The 13,893-nt window shown below is 71.2% G+C and carries 13 protein-coding genes; 6 read left to right on the top strand and 7 right to left on the bottom strand.

The annotated features are described in order from the left end of the window. Position 1 precedes the first annotated feature (1 nt). Entirely contained in the window at positions 2-310 is a 309-nt protein-coding gene (locus ACFU7D_RS06625; protein ID WP_378864804.1) for a hypothetical protein, read from the bottom strand. Between the two features lie 97 nt (positions 311-407). On the opposite strand from ACFU7D_RS06625, the gene galT reads away from it, so the two are divergent. Continuing rightward, a complete protein-coding gene (galT, locus tag ACFU7D_RS06620) occupies positions 408-1,487 on the top strand; it encodes a galactose-1-phosphate uridylyltransferase (protein ID WP_378864801.1) in 1,080 nt (359 codons plus the stop codon). On the opposite strand, the gene nagB is transcribed toward galT, so the two are convergent. The 6 genes from nagB to ACFU7D_RS06590 all read right to left on the bottom strand — a co-directional run bounded on the left by nagB (position 1,484) and on the right by ACFU7D_RS06590 (position 7,799). Next, entirely contained in the window at positions 1,484-2,281 is a 798-nt protein-coding gene (gene nagB, locus ACFU7D_RS06615; RefSeq protein ID WP_378864799.1) for a glucosamine-6-phosphate deaminase, read from the bottom strand. The two genes, galT and nagB, sit on opposite strands and share 4 nt — an antisense overlap. Position 2,282: 1 nt before the next feature. Next, positions 2,283-3,200 (bottom strand): ROK family protein, encoded by a 918-nt coding sequence (locus ACFU7D_RS06610; RefSeq protein WP_378864796.1) that lies wholly within the window; start codon positions 3,198-3,200, stop codon positions 2,283-2,285. Next, a complete protein-coding gene (locus tag ACFU7D_RS06605) occupies positions 3,197-4,645 on the bottom strand; it encodes a glycoside hydrolase family 3 N-terminal domain-containing protein (protein ID WP_378864793.1) in 1,449 nt (482 codons plus the stop codon). Before ACFU7D_RS06605 ends, ACFU7D_RS06610 begins: the two co-directional genes overlap by 4 nt. After that, complete coding sequence (locus tag ACFU7D_RS06600) at positions 4,645-5,763, bottom strand: ROK family protein (protein WP_378728264.1); 1,119 nt, start codon at positions 5,761-5,763, stop codon at positions 4,645-4,647. Before ACFU7D_RS06600 ends, ACFU7D_RS06605 begins: the two co-directional genes overlap by 1 nt. Positions 5,764-5,849: 86 nt before the next feature. After that, positions 5,850-6,305: an HNH endonuclease gene (locus tag ACFU7D_RS06595; RefSeq protein ID WP_378728263.1), complete on the bottom strand. Its 456-nt coding sequence runs from the start codon at positions 6,303-6,305 to the stop codon at positions 5,850-5,852. Positions 6,306-6,671: 366 nt separating this feature from the next. After that, positions 6,672-7,799, bottom strand: a complete 1,128-nt coding sequence (locus tag ACFU7D_RS06590) for an LLM class flavin-dependent oxidoreductase (protein ID WP_378864790.1) — start codon at positions 7,797-7,799, stop codon at positions 6,672-6,674. A gap of 119 nt (positions 7,800-7,918) precedes the next feature. Here ACFU7D_RS06590 and ACFU7D_RS06585 point away from each other — a divergent pair, with 119 nt between their 5' ends. The 5 genes from ACFU7D_RS06585 to ACFU7D_RS06565 all read left to right on the top strand — a co-directional run bounded on the left by ACFU7D_RS06585 (position 7,919) and on the right by ACFU7D_RS06565 (position 13,843). Next, positions 7,919-9,457 (top strand): carboxyl transferase domain-containing protein, encoded by a 1,539-nt coding sequence (locus tag ACFU7D_RS06585; RefSeq protein WP_378864787.1) that lies wholly within the window; start codon positions 7,919-7,921, stop codon positions 9,455-9,457. A 98-nt stretch (positions 9,458-9,555) separates the two neighbouring features. After that, a complete protein-coding gene (locus tag ACFU7D_RS06580; protein WP_378864784.1) occupies positions 9,556-10,461 on the top strand; it encodes a hypothetical protein in 906 nt (301 codons plus the stop codon). A 46-nt stretch (positions 10,462-10,507) separates the two neighbouring features. Continuing rightward, positions 10,508-11,179: a TetR family transcriptional regulator gene (locus tag ACFU7D_RS06575; RefSeq protein WP_378864781.1), complete on the top strand. Its 672-nt coding sequence runs from the start codon at positions 10,508-10,510 to the stop codon at positions 11,177-11,179. Between the two features lie 55 nt (positions 11,180-11,234). Further along, on the top strand, positions 11,235-12,188 hold the full coding sequence (locus ACFU7D_RS06570) for an ATP-binding cassette domain-containing protein (RefSeq protein ID WP_378728258.1): 954 nt from the start codon (positions 11,235-11,237) through the stop codon (positions 12,186-12,188). Beyond that, positions 12,185-13,843 (top strand): ABC transporter permease, encoded by a 1,659-nt coding sequence (locus ACFU7D_RS06565; RefSeq protein ID WP_378864779.1) that lies wholly within the window; start codon positions 12,185-12,187, stop codon positions 13,841-13,843. The genes ACFU7D_RS06570 and ACFU7D_RS06565 overlap by 4 nt, the downstream gene beginning before the upstream one ends. Positions 13,844-13,893: the final 50 nt, after the last annotated feature.

Here is a 13,893-nt window from a genome sequence, read left to right as displayed (position 1 = left end):
TCTAGCCGACGTCGCGATGCGCAGCGGCCCGCTCACGGACCCGGTCCACATCGACACCGAGCCGCTCGCAGGTCTCCTCCAGAGACAACAGCTCGCCACGTGAGGAGACGATGTCGGCTGCCGCATCGAGCACTCGAGCCGTGGCCTCTCGCAGCGCCCGGAGGTCGGCGTCGAGATGCTCCGCAGAGCCGATCACGGCCACCGCACGACCGTGGCTCGTCAGGATGACTCGCCCCTCGGCGCTCTTGGCGGCCAGGGCTGACACTCCCATCCGGGAGGCGGCCGTCATCGGCACACGAGTCTCCTTCACGGCTGCAACACTACCTAGATCTGTGTAGTCTTGCAATCATCGGCGAATGGCCGCATCCGGTCGTCGCGGCCCACGCCCCGCAGGAGATAATCGGCGCATGCCGAACACCCCTGTGGCCACGTCAGCGAAGCTGGCGGACGGACGCGAGATCTGGTTCTTCGACGAGCAGCCCACGCTGCGGTCGGCGCACGACGAGCGGCCGCTGGAGCCGCGGGCGGGCGGGTCGCAGCTGCGCTGGGACCGGCTGACCGCGACCTGGACGGCGGTGGCGGGGCACCGGCAGACGCGTACGTTCAAGCCGCCGTCGGACGAGTGCCCGCTGTGCCCGTCGGTCGACGGGAGGCTGACCGAGATCCCGGCCGAGAGCTACGACGTGGTGGCCTTCGAGAACCGGTTCCCGGCGCTGTCCACGGTCGCAGTCGGCGAGGCGACCGGGGAGCCGTTCGTCTCCCTGCCGGGGCGGGGCCGGTGCGAGGTGGTCTGCTTCACCAGCGACCACGAGCAGAGCTTCGTCGACCTTCCGCCCGAGCGGGTGCGGACGGTGCTCGCGGCGCTCGCGCACCGCACCGAGCAGCTGACGGCGATGCCGGAGGTGGCGTACGTCTTCTGCTTCGAGAACCGCGGCGAGGAGATCGGGGTGACGCTGCAGCACCCCCATGGGCAGATCTACGCGATGCCGGTGCTGCCGCCTCGGATCGAGTCGCTCGTGAACGCCGCCGACGCCCACCGGGAGGCGACCGGCGAGTGCCTCCAGTGTGCGGTGCTCGCCGACGAGATCGCCGACGGGTCGCGGGTGGTGGCCGAGAACGCGTCGTTCGTGGCGTACGTGCCCTATGCCGGCCGCTGGCCCTACGAGATCCGCGTCGTGCCGCGGCGCCACGTGGGTTCGCTGCCCGGGCTGACCGCCGACGAGATGGACGACCTCGCCGCGCTCTACCAGGAGTGCCTGCGACGGATGGACGGGCTCGACGACGCCGGTCCGGTGCCCTACATCGCCGGCTGGCAGCAGGCCCCGACCGGCCGCGAGGACACCTGGCACCTCGCCGCCGAGATCTTCACCATCCGGCGGGCTCCGGGACGGCTGAAGTACCTGGCCGGCATCGAGTCCGGGGTCGCTCTCTGGGTCAACGACATCCCCCCGGAGACCGCCGCCGAGCGCCTCCGCGAGGCTCTCTAGAGCCCCTGCCAGTCGGGCTTCCCTGCGTAGACCTCGCGGTAATAGTCGCGGCGTACGAGGCGGGAGGCCGCGGCCTCGTCCAGGAGGACGGAGACGTGGCCGTGGAGCTGGAGGACGGAGGCGGGGCAGGTCGCCGAGACCGGGCCCTCGACCGCGGCGGCGACCGCCTCGGCCTTGCCCTCGCCGGTGGCGAGGAGAAGCAGGTGGCCGGCTCGGGTGATGGTGCCGAGCCCCTGGGTGAGCACGTGGCGCGGCACCGCGTCGGGTGAGCCGAAGAAGCGGGCGTTGTCCTTGCGGGTCCTGGCCGTGAGCGTCTTGATCCGGGTCAGCGAGGCCAGCGACGAGCCGGGCTCGTTGAAGGCCAGATGGCCGTCGGAGCCGATGCCGAGGATCTGCACCTCGATCCCGCCCGCGGCAACGATCGCCGCCTCGTAGCGCTCACCGGCGCTCGGCAGGGTCTCCGCGGTCGGGTCGGGGCCGTGGACCCGCTCGGGCGGAAGGCCGACCGCGTCGGTGAACTCGCGGCGGATGGTCGCCAGATAGGACTGCTCGTGCCCCTCGGGGAGGCCGACGTACTCGTCCAGGTTGAACGTCTCCACGCCCTCATAGGACGGCCCGCGACCGCCCCGGGCGCGCCGGATGAGCTCCTCGTACGTCGCCAGTGGCGTCGAGCCGGTGGCCAGGCCGAGCACCGCGGGGGTGCCGGCGGCCGCCCGGCGGCGTACGACGTCTTCGATCGTGTCCGCGGCGAGGGATGCCACCGCGGCGGGGGTCTCGAGGACAATTACTTCCATGTCAGTCCTTCGTCGGATCGTTCACTGGGGTGATCAGGGCGGCACCGATGGCGGCGACCGGGGCAGCGGAGACGACCCGCAGGCGCGAGGCGAGCTCGAGGGAGGCGAGGAACGGCGAGGTCTCGGTCTGCCTGACCAGCGCGAGGGCGATCGCCTCCCGCAGCGGCTCCCCGACCGCCGCGACGCCTCCGCCGATGACGACACGTTCGGGGTCGACGGCGAGCGCCAGAGCACGTACTGCCGCGGCGACGCCGTCGGCGAAGCGTTCCCGCACGATGACGGCCGCCGGGTCACCCGAGGCAGCTGCGGCGAAGAGCGCCGAAGCCGGGTGGCCGGTCGCCGTCGGCCAGGCTGCGGCGAGCGCGGCACCGGAGGCGACCAGCTCGAGGCAGCCGCGCTGCCCGCAGCCGCACACCGGGCCCTCCGGGTCGACCGGGAGATGCCCGACCTCTCCGGCGGCGCCGTGGAAGCCTCGGCGGAGCGCGCCGCTGAGGTAGAGGCCGGCGGCCAGGCCGGTGCCGAGCGAGAGGTAGACCAGGTCGTCGACGTCCTCGACGGCGTGTGCGCCCAGGGTTGCCGCGTTGGTGTCGTTCTCGAGGGTGACGACCGCTCCCGTGCGTGCGCCGAGGAGCTCCGCGAGCGGGAAGGCGTCGCCGTCCAGGCCCAGGTTGACCGCATGCTTCACGGTGCCGGCCCGGGTGTCGACGATGCCGGGGATACCGACCCCGATCGAGCGGATCTCGGCGCCGTCGAGTGCATCACGCAGGCTCGCGACCACCGCGGCCGCGCTCTTCACGACGCCCTCGCCGCCGGGGGTGGTGGCGGCACGGTCCTCGGCGAGCACCGCCCCGTCCGGCCCGATCGCGATGCCGTGGATCTTGGTGCCGCCGATGTCGAGGCCTACCCGTGCGCCGTTCACCGGTTCCAGCCCGATCGTCGCAGCACCTCGGTGACGGCGGCCACGCCCGGCAGGGAGAACCCCTGCGGGCACAGTCGTGGCAACCCCGTCCCGTCGTACGCCCCGGGCCACCCCCACTCCACCAGCACCGCGGCGCCCGGGAGCTCGGCGACCGTCCGGCCCACCTCGGGACGGCGGTGCGCGTCACGCACCTGCACGATGAGGGGTGCGTCGGGGAGATCCGGGAGCGGGTCGCCGAGGCGGATGACGATGTCCGGCGGCAGCCCCCAGGGCACGTCGCCCACAGCGATATTGGCCTCGGTGTCGACGGTCACGACCTGGGCTCCGGCGAGGCGCGGGATCTCGCTGAGGTCGTCGCTGGCCGTCGCGAGCGCCCGGCGAGCGCCCTCGAGGGAGCGCTCCTCGAACCGGGGGTCGAGCGCGGCCTCCGGCTGCGGCGACCCGGCGAAGGCGGCGAGCAGCGTGTCGATGCGCGCGACCGCGTCCTGGAGCCGCTCGAGCGGCAGCTCACCGGACTCGACCGCGGCCACGATCGCGGCAGCCGTGTCGCGGACCAGCGAGGTCGGCTTGTCGGGTCCGAGGATCAGCAGGTCCGCGCCGGCTGCGAGCGAGAGCACCGCGGCCGCCGGGATCCCCCGGATCGCCGAGGCACCGGCCATGTCGAGGGCGTCGGAGACGATCGGCCCTTCGTAGCCGAGCTCGCGCAGCAGCCCCAGCACCGGCGCCGAGAGCGTGCCGGGGAGCTCGGGATCCAGCGCCGGAACCATGATGTGGGAGGTCATCACCGAGGCGGCTCCGGCCTCGGCGGCCGCCCGGAAGGGAACCAGCTCGCGGTCGCGCAGCGTCGCCAGGTCGGCGTCGAGGACCGGGAGGGAGACATGGCTGTCCTGCCCGGTGTCGCCGTGACCGGGGAAGTGCTTGACGCAGGCGGCGACCCCGGTCGACTCCAGGCCCTTCACCCAGGCGGCCACGTGCTTGGCGGCCACGCCGGCGTCGTGGGAGAACGACCGGGTCGCGATCACCGGGTTGTCGGGGTTGGAGTTGACGTCCGCGACGGGTGCCAGGTTGAGGTTGATGCCGGCCCGGGCCAGCCGCACCCCGACCGCCCGGCCGGTCTCCTCGGTCAGCGCCAGGTCGTCGGCCGCGCCGAGGGCTGCGGCGCCGAGCACCGAGGATCCGGTGAGCGCCTCCAGCCGGGTGACGTCCCCGCCCTCCTCGTCGATGGTGATCACCGGAGCCCAGCCGCCCTCGGCGGATGCCGTCCGGATCTCGGCCGCCAGGCTGCGTACGGATTCCTCACCGGCCTCGGTGTTGGGGCCGAAGAGGCAGATCCCGCCCAGGCCCTCGCGGAGCAGCTCGGCATAGCCGGGCGGCAGGGTGGGGCCGGCGAAGGCGGAGACCTGGACGCGCAGCGCCAGGGTCTCGACGGTGGTCGGGGACGACATCACGACACCCCCAGCTCACCGGCGAGGACGAGCACGGCAGCGCCGACGATGACGACGTCCTCGCCGAGCGTCGACGTACGGAACTCCAGCGGCTCGCCGCTGACCGGCATCGTCCGCTCGCGGATGATCCGGTCGGCGGTCTCGCGCAGCGGGCCGTCGAGGAGGTCGGCCGGTCCGGAGAGGACCAGCTCGTGAAGATTCAGGGTTCCGACCACAGGGGCCAATGCCTTTCCAAGATGTTCGCCGGCTTCCACGAGCGCATCGTCGTGGGCTGTCTCGAGGCGCTCCCGCAGGCGGGGCACCGCGAGGAAGGTCTCCAGGCAGCCCTTGCGCCCGCACGCGCACAGGGGCCCCTCGGGGTCGACGGTCACGTGCCCGACCTCACCCGCCGCGTCGACGAACCCGTGGAGCAGCGCTCCCTCGAGCACGAGACCCGCACCGACACCGGTCCCGACCCGGATCAGCATCAGGCCGCCGTCGCCGGACTGGCCGAAGGTGTACTCCCCCAGCACCGCGGTGTTGGCGTCGTTGGCGACGTACGTCGGTCGGCCGGTCTCGCGGCGCACCTGATCGGCCAGGGCGACATCGGCCCAGCCCAGGTTGGGCGCGGCGACCACCGTGCCGTCGGCCGCGACGACACCGGGACTGCCGATCCCGATGCCGAGGATCGGCCGGTCGGTGCTCGCGATCAGCTCGGTGACCAGCTCCTTCACGAGACGCACGGCCTCGCTTCCGGTGCGGCCCTCCCGGCACCTGGCGGTGCGGTGGACGACATCGCCGGTCAGGTTGAGCACGGCTCCGGCGACCTGGTCGTCACCGGAGACGTCGATGGTCACGATGTGCGTGGCGTCGGCGGCCAGCCCGACCAGCATCGGCGGCTTCCCGACCCGGCTCTCCACCGGCGCTCCGAGCTCCTCGACGAGCCCGTCCTCGAGCAGGCTGCCCACCAGATCGGAGACCGTCGCCCGGGTCAGACCGGAGGACCGAGCCAAGTCGGCGCGGCTCGCCGGACCCACCGCGAACAGATGCTGGAGCACCAGGGATCGGTGATGCCGCCGCGCATCCTCCTGCAGCAACTTACCGATCGGCCGCAACGTACGACGTCTCGCCTTGGACATGTTTGTAAGTCCATCGTACTTATTAATGTCTCGTCAAGTCGAGAACCTGAAATCCCGCCGAGAAGTCCGTTTCTGACGCCGAGAGGTCAGAGGATGGCGGCGAGCTGGGCCCGGGTCGGGACGTACGGCTCGATGCGGAGAGCCATGTGGGCCTCCTCGGGCGTGCGGTTGCCCTTGCGGCCGTTGCACTTGCCGCACGCCGCCACGGTATTCAGCCAGGTCCATCTGCCGCCGCGTGACTGTGGCAGCAGGTGGTCGATGGTGCGGGCCTGGCCGCCACAGTAGGCACAACGATGCTGGTCGCGCTTGAGCACTCCCTCGCGGGAGTAGCCGGCCGGCCGATACATCCAATGCATGGCGATGTAGCGGACCAGCCGCACCGCCTTGGGCCATGGATGTGGCCCAATCATCTTGTCGCCCTGTTGCTCGTGAACCACTGCCACCTCACGGAACAGCATCCGCACGGCGTGCTTGAACGAGACCCTCCCGAGCGGCTCGAAGGAGGCGTTGTACAGGGTCACGGCACCCACGGTCGTGGTCATCTTCGTTTACCTCCCAGGAGAGTCGGATAGAGATCGCGTGCAGATCAGACGGAAACACTGGACTGAATAAAAAAGGGGGCCGCCCCGACGAGACAGACATGTCTCGCAGGAGCGGCCCGGAGTGATCCGGTGCGGCTATGCACCCAGGTCACTGTCGGCTCCCGCGGGCATGAGGGTCGCGCTCGTGCGCAGCGGTCAGCGACCAGGCCGCCGGGGCGGTGGTCGAGTGCTGCGTGCTCATGCGTGGGCCCTTCAACAGGTCAGGTGGATTTCGCCCGGTGGTGAGACCGGGTCCTACCAGGATAGAGCGAACACCCTCCACCTACCAACGGTTTTCCCAGGTCAGGACCGTGTCTTTCCGGTTAACTACGCTCGACGTACGCCGTTTGGCCCCGTTAGCGCGACCCGGCCCGCGTCGCGGAGCCTCGGGATCAGCGCTTCGCCGACCCGGGCGACCTCGGTCCGGTAGGGCGTGTCCGAGAGGACGAAGTGGCTCACGCCGAGCTCCTGGTAGCGGGCGAGCGCGGCGGCGACGTCGTCCGCGGAGCCGACCAGCCAGGTGGTTCCGGCCCCGCCACCGCCATAGCGTCCCGGGGCGGTGTAGAGGCAGTCGTCGAGCACGTCGCCACGGTCGGCGAGGTCGAGGAGCCGGCTCTGCCCGACCGCCGCGCGGCCCGCGCGCCGGAACTCGCGGTCGCCGACGTTGTCGGCCATCTGGCGTACCTTCTCCTCCGCGTCCCGCCAGGCCTCCTCGCGGGTGTCGCGGATCAGTGTGGTGATCCTGAGCCCGAACTCGAGCGGCTCCAGGTCACGGCCCAGCGATCCCTCCAGCCCACGCAGGCGCTCGACCCGCTCGGCGATGCCGTCCAGCGGCTCGCCCCAGAAGAGCTGCACGTCGGCCTCGGTCGCGGCTACCGCCTCGGCCTCCGGTGAGGCGCCGCCGAAGTAGAGCCGGGGATGCGGCCGGTCGTCGGTGACATAGGGCCGCGGGGTGATGGTGGAGCCGGTGACCTGGAAGTGGTCACCGTCGAAGGTGACGTTCTCCTCGGTCCACAACCGCCGCACCAGGCGCATGAACTCCTTGGTCCGCGCGTAGCGGGCGGTGCGTGAGTCCTCGCGGTCGCCATAGGCGGCCAGGTCGTCCTGACCGGAGACGATGTTGACCCGCACCCTGCCCCGGCTGAGCTGGTCGAGGGTTGCCGCGGAGGTGGCGAAGTTGGCCGGGCGCCAGTAGCCCGGGCGGATCGCGACGAGCGGCTCGAAGGTGGTCGTGCGCGCGGCCAGGGCGGTCGCGACGGTGAAGGTGTCGGGCCTCCCCCAGCTCGTGCCGAGCAGGGCGCCGGTCCAGCCGGCGTCCTCGACCGCCTCGGCCAGGCCGACCTGGTAGTCGAGGGTGCCGTACCCCTCCTCCGGCGAGGCGGTGTCGCCACGGTGGCCGGTCTCGACGAAGTTGGGCAGATACCAGAGGAACTCGGGGGCGTGTGGGGCGTTCATTCCGGACTCCTTCATGAGGTCTTCTAGTCAATGTTAATCGGCTTTATCGACTATTCGTCGCTGTGTCCGCGGATGGACAGAGGCTCAGCCAATGAGCCAACCCGGGGTATGGTCCCGGCATGGGCCTCACCTCCACCGAGCTGATCGACCTCGTCCTCGACCCCGGCACCTGGACGTCCTGGGACACCCCGCCCGTCCACGGCGAGCTCCCCGAGGCGTACGCCGCCGACCTGGTGCGTGCCCGGGAGCGGGCGGGGACCGATGAGTCGGTGGTCACCGGCGAGGCCCGGATCGCCGGGCGGCGGGTGGCCGTGGTGCTCTCGGAGTTCCGGTTCCTGGCCGGGTCGATCGGGCGCGCTTCGGCCGAGCGGCTGATCGCGGCCGTGGAGCGGGCGACCCGCGAGGGGCTGCCGCTGCTGGCGGGGCCGGCCTCGGGCGGGACCCGGATGCAGGAGGGCACACCGGCGTTCGTGCAGATGGTGCGGATCGCCGAGGCGGTCACCCGTCACAAGACCGCCGGACTCCCCTACCTCGTCTACCTGCGCCACCCCACCACCGGCGGCGTGATGGCCTCGTGGGGTTCCCTGGGCCACGTCACCGTCGCCGAGCCCGGGGCACTCCTGGGGTTCCTCGGCCCGAAGGTCTACGAGGTGCTCAACGGCCGCCCCTTCCCCTCCGGCGTCCAGGTCTCGGAGAACCTCTTCGCTCACGGCCTCGTCGACGGGGTCGTACCTCCCGACGAGCTCGCCGGGCTCGTCGACCGAGTTCTCACCATCCTCGACCTCCGCCCTTCTGCCGAGGCGTCAGGCAGGTCGGCCGAGACGTCACTCGCGTCGGCCGAGAGGTCATCGGGTGACGCTTCGGCCGACGGGAGTGACGTCTCGGCCAACGGGGGTGACTTCTCGGCGGTCGATACCTGGGACGCGATCACGCGGTCCCGACGCACCGACCGGCCGGGGGCGCGGGCGCTGCTCCGGATCGCGGCCTCGGACGTCGTACCCCTCAACGGCACCGGGCAGGGCGAGCGGGACCCGGGCCTGATCATCGCGCTGGCGCGGTTCGGATCGGCGCCGTGCCTCGTGCTGGCCCAGGACCGGCGCGAACAGGCTCACCAGCCGCTCGGACCGGAGGGGCTGCGCGAGGCGCAGCGCGGGATGAGGCTCGCCGCCGGGCTCGGGCTCCCCGTCGTCACCGTCATCGACACCCCCGGCGCGGCGCTGTCGGCGGAGGCGGAGAACGGCGGCATCGCCGGCGAGATCGCGCGTACGTTGGGAACACTCGTCAACGTCGAGACCCCGACGCTCAGCCTGATGCTCGGCGAGGGCAACGGTGGTGGCGCGCTCGCGTTCCTCCCCGCCGACCGGGTGGTCGCCGCGCAGCACGCCTGGCTCTCCCCGCTACCGCCGGAGGGTGCGAGCGCGATCGTGCACGGCGACTCCGACCACGCCGCCGAGATGGCCGAGGCGCAGCGGGTCCTCGCCGTCGACCTCCAGCAGATCGGCGTGGTCGACCGGATCGTCGCGGAGTCCCCCGACGCCGCCGACGAGCCGGAGGACTTCTGCCGCCGGGTCGGAGCCGCCCTGGAGGAGGAGCTGCTCGCGCTGCTCACCTCCGGGCCGGGCGAGCCGACGGCTCGGGCCGCGCGCTACGCGGGCTGAGGACGTACGCAGGAGATCTGCGGACACGCACCACGAACTCCGCCACGATGGGTGGGCTCATCGCGAGCCAACAACCCCACACTCGATCGGAGTTTCTCGTGCCTCAGATCAAGCGTCTCCTCGCCCTCGCCGCCACGACCTCGCTCGCCGTGGCCCTCCCTCTCCTCGCCACCACGCCCGCGCAGGCCCAGGACGGGAGCTTCAGTGCGCTGACGTACAACATCGCCGGCCTCCCCGAGGCCATCTCCAGCGCCCCGACGCCCCGCAAGTCCGCCACCAACGAGATCGGCCGGCGGATCGCCGGGTTCGACATCGTCAACGTCCAGGAGGACTTCAACTACCACGCCTACCTCTACGAGACCGACGTGCACGCCCACCGCACCCCGACCTCGGGCGGCGTGCCGTTCGGGAGCGGGCTGAACAGCCTGCACCACCAGCCGTACGAGGCGCTCGACCGTGTCACCTGGAACCGCTGCTGGATCAACCAGGCCGACTGCCTGACCCCGAAGGGGTTCACCTTCCACCGCGCCCAGATCGCCCCGGACACCTGGATCGACGTCTACAACCTGCATGCCGACGCCGGCGACGACAGCCTGGACGAGGCCGCTCGCCGCAGCAACCTCGAGCAGCTCACGGCGTACCTCTCCGAGCACTCCGCCGGCAACGCAGTCCTCGTCATGGGCGACACCAACACGCGCTACACCCGCGAGGGCGACCGGATCTCCGCCTTCGCCGCCGCGAACGGACTCACCGACGCCTGGGTCGAGCTCGTACGCAGCGGGGACGAGCCCGACCGCGGCAGCCCGGCCCTGGGGTGCCCGGAGGTGAACCCGGGCGTGGAGTGCGAGGTCGTCGACAAGGTGCTCTACCGCGACGGTGGCGGGGTCGACCTGAGCGCGACCTCCTACCGCAACCTGGACCCCGACTTCCGCGAGGACGGCACCGGCTTGATGCTCTCCGACCACTTCCCGATCGCGGTCGACTTCCGCTGGACCACGAACTGATCGGTTACCCCTTGCGCAGGGGCTGAACACGTGTTTAGCATTAAACATGCGTTCAGCCCCTGCCGACCCGACCACCCGTGACCGGATCCGAGACGCCGCCGTGCTGCGGTTCGCGCGTGACGGATTCAGCGCCTCGGTCCGTTCGATCGCCACCGACGCCGGGGTCAGCCCGGCGCTGGTGATCCACCACTTCGGCTCCAAGGACGAGCTCCACGCCGAGTGCGACGAGCAGGTCCTCGCCGAGATCCGCTCGGCGAAGAACGAGACGATCGACGAGCTGTCCTCGGGGCAGAGCATCCTGCACCGGTTCGCCGCCGCGGACGAGTACGCGCCGATGCTCGGCTACGTCCTCCGCTCGCTGCAGGACGGCGGCCCGGTCGGCCGCACCTTCATCGAGCAGATGATCGAGGACGCGGTCGGCTACACCAAGAACGGCGTCGAGGCGGGACTGATCAAGCCGAGCCGTGACGAGACGGCCCGGGCCCGCTACCTGGTCCTCTCCGCCCTCGGCTCGCTCATGCTCGAGCTCACCCTCAACCCGGCCAAGGACCCGAGCGACATCAGCGGCATCGTGCGCGGCTTCCTGGCCACGAGCTACCTGCCGATGATCGAGCTCTACACCCAGGGCGTCTTCACCACCCGCCGGATGCTCGACGAATACCTGCTCTACGTCCCAGACCCGCCGCAGGACGCCACGACCGAGCCCCCGTCCCCATGACGCCAGGCCCGTCGGCGTACGTCCTCCTACCCTCCCAACGCGGAAGCGAGTTTCCATGTCCGACAACATCCCCGCGGTCGAGATCGCGGGTCTGCACAAGTCCTTCGGTTCCTTCAAGGCCCTCGACGGCCTCGACCTGACCGTCCAGCACGGCCAGGTGGCGGGCTTCCTCGGCCCCAACGGCGCCGGCAAGTCCACCACCATCAAGATCCTGCTCGGGCTGCTGCGCTCCGACGCCGGCACCGCCCGCCTCTTCGGCGGCGACGTCTGGCGTGACGCGGTCGAGCTGCACAAGCGGATCTCGTACGTCCCCGGCGACGTCAACCTGTGGCCGAACCTCTCGGGTGGCGAGTGCATCGACTACCTCACCCGGCTCAAGCCGGGCGGCGACAAGGCCAAGCGCAAGGCACGGAAGGCCGAGCTGCTGGAGCGGTTCGACCTCGACCCGACCAAGAAGGCGCGCACCTACTCCAAGGGCAACCGGCAGAAGGTCGCCCTGGTCGCGGCGTTCCTCGACCAATCCGACCTCTACATCTTCGACGAGCCGACCTCCGGCCTCGACCCATTGATGGAGGCCGTCTTCACCGAGTACGCCCGGGAGGCCAAGGCCGCGGGCTCGTCCGTGCTGCTCTCCAGCCACATCCTCAGCGAGGTCGAGAAGGTCTGCGACACCGTCACGATCATCCGTGCCGGGGTCGCCGTCGAGTCCGGCACGCTCGAGGAGCTGCGCCACCTGACCCGCTCCTCGGTCGTCGCCACCGTCGGCGGGGACGCGTCGACGCTGCGTACGATCTCGGCCGTCAACGACCTCGTCATCAACCCCAACGGCGCCGGGACCAGGGTGGCCTTCGACGTCGACAACGCCTCCGTCGGCGAGGTGCTCAAGACGCTCACCGCGCTCGACGTGCACGGTCTGACCATCACGCCTCCCTCCCTGGAGGAGCTGTTCATGCGCCACTACGGCGACGTGATCACCGAGTCCGAGGTCGAGTCCGAGGTCGCGAAATGAGCGCCGCCACCGCGGTTCCGGTCCCGAAGAGCGGGCTCCTGGACTCCTTCACCGGCACCGGACACCTGATCGGCTTCATGCTCCGCCGCGACCGGGTGCGGATCGTGGTGTGGACCCTGATCGTCGCGGTCCTCTACCTGGTCTCGCTGGCGCCGGGTGGCGAGTACGCGGTGCTGAACGACGACCCCGAGGCGCGAGCCGCGCGCGCGGTCACCCTGAGCAGCCCGGCGATGATCGCGATGGGCGGCCCCGGCTACGGCCTCGACGACTACACGATGGGCGCCGCGGTCGCCAACGAGCTCATCCTCTGGATGGTCGTCGCGCTGGCCGTCATGACGATCCTGCAGGTCGTCCGCCACACCCGCTCCGAGGAGGAGTCGGGCCGCTCGGAGCTGATGCGCGCCGGCGTACTCGGCCGGCACGCCCCCTCACTCGCGGTCATCGTCGAGGTCGCGCTGACCAACCTGATCGTCGCCACCGCCGGCATGCTGGCCATGGTCGCGATGGGTCTGGACCCGGTCGACTCGGCGGTGATGTCCTTCGGGATCGCCCTGGCGGCGCTGGTCTACGGAGCCGTCGCGCTGGTCACCTCCCAGCTCTCCGAGAGCAGCGGCGGCGCGATGGGCATGGCCTTCGCCGTCGTCGGCGCCACCTACGTCGCCCGTGTCGTCGGCGATATCCAGGAGCCCCTGGGCAGCCCGCTGTCCTGGCTCTCCCCCATCGCCTGGGTGCACCAGACCAGGGTCTTCGTCGACACCCGGATCTGGCCCCTGGGGATCGCCGCGGTCGTCGCGCTGGTCCTCCTCGCGGTCGCCGCCTTCCTCGGCTCCCACCGTGACTTCGGCGCCGGGATGGTGAAGGTACGCCGCGGGCGGGCCGACGCCTCGCCGCTGCTCGACGGGCCGATCGCCCTGGCGTGGGTGCGGCAGCGTACCGGCCTGTTCTGGACCGCCGCCGGACTCGGACTGATGTGGTTCGCGACCGGCTCGATCCTGAGCGAGGTCCCGAACATGCTGGAGGCCGTCGGCGACAACCCGATCTACGCCGATCTCCTCAAGGGCGGCGCGGAGGACATGATCAAGACCTTCGCCGCGTTCATCGCCGCCTACTCCGCCTTCGGCGCCGCGGCGTACGCGATCATCATGACCCTGCGGGTCAAGGCGGAGGAGGACGCCACCCGGGCGGCCCTGGTGCTGGCCAAGCCCCTCGGCAGGCTCCGCTGGCTCCTCTCGAACGCCCTCGTCGCCGGACTCGGTTCACTGGTCGTGCTGGTCACCGGGATCTGGGCGATGGGCCTGGGTGCTGCTGCCACCGGTGTCGACGAGGTCGGCTTCGGTGACTTCACCGTGCTCGCCCTGGCCTACGTCCCCGCGGTCCTGGTGATCGTCGCGCTCGCGCTGGCCCTCTACGCCTGGGTGCCGCAGGCGGCCGGCGCGGTGAGCTGGGCGATCTTCGGCTGGATGTTCCTGGTGCTCATCCTGGCCGACGCGCTCAAGCTCCCCGACTGGGTCCGCGGCCTGTCCCCGTTCTGGTGGATCGAGAACACCATGCTCGAGACCCAGCCCCTCAGCCACACCCTCGGCCTCTGCGCCGTCGCGGCCGCGCTGCTCCTGGTATCGATGGTCGGCTTCCGCCGCCGCGACATCCACGGCTGACAACCTGCCGAGAAGTCACGTACGCCGGTCGAGCGGGCACCGAGGTGCCC

This window comes from Nocardioides sp. NPDC057577 (assembly GCF_042801335.1).
Taxonomy (GTDB): domain Bacteria; phylum Actinomycetota; class Actinomycetes; order Propionibacteriales; family Nocardioidaceae; genus Nocardioides.
Note: the sequence above shows the minus strand (reverse complement) of the source record. Positions and strands in the feature narration are given on the sequence as shown.

Bases quoted from the DNA above. Each gene is read 5' to 3' on its own strand.
- ACFU7D_RS06590 (WP_378864790.1), bottom strand. From the start codon at position 7,799: ATGAACGCCCCACACGCCCCCGAGTTCCTCTGGTATCTGCCCAACTTC.
- ACFU7D_RS06600 (WP_378728264.1), bottom strand. From the start codon at position 5,763: ATGTCCAAGGCGAGACGTCGTACGTTGCGGCCGATCGGTAAGTTGCTG.
- ACFU7D_RS06595 (WP_378728263.1), bottom strand. From the start codon at position 6,305: ATGACCACGACCGTGGGTGCCGTGACCCTGTACAACGCCTCCTTCGAG.
- ACFU7D_RS06570 (WP_378728258.1), top strand. From the start codon at position 11,235: ATGTCCGACAACATCCCCGCGGTCGAGATCGCGGGTCTGCACAAGTCC.
- ACFU7D_RS06585 (WP_378864787.1), top strand. From the start codon at position 7,919: ATGGGCCTCACCTCCACCGAGCTGATCGACCTCGTCCTCGACCCCGGC.
- ACFU7D_RS06605 (WP_378864793.1), bottom strand. From the start codon at position 4,645: ATGTCGTCCCCGACCACCGTCGAGACCCTGGCGCTGCGCGTCCAGGTC.
- ACFU7D_RS06565 (WP_378864779.1), top strand. From the start codon at position 12,185: ATGAGCGCCGCCACCGCGGTTCCGGTCCCGAAGAGCGGGCTCCTGGAC.
- nagB (WP_378864799.1), bottom strand. From the start codon at position 2,281: ATGGAAGTAATTGTCCTCGAGACCCCCGCCGCGGTGGCATCCCTCGCC.
- ACFU7D_RS06575 (WP_378864781.1), top strand. From the start codon at position 10,508: ATGCGTTCAGCCCCTGCCGACCCGACCACCCGTGACCGGATCCGAGAC.
- galT (WP_378864801.1), top strand. From the start codon at position 408: ATGCCGAACACCCCTGTGGCCACGTCAGCGAAGCTGGCGGACGGACGC.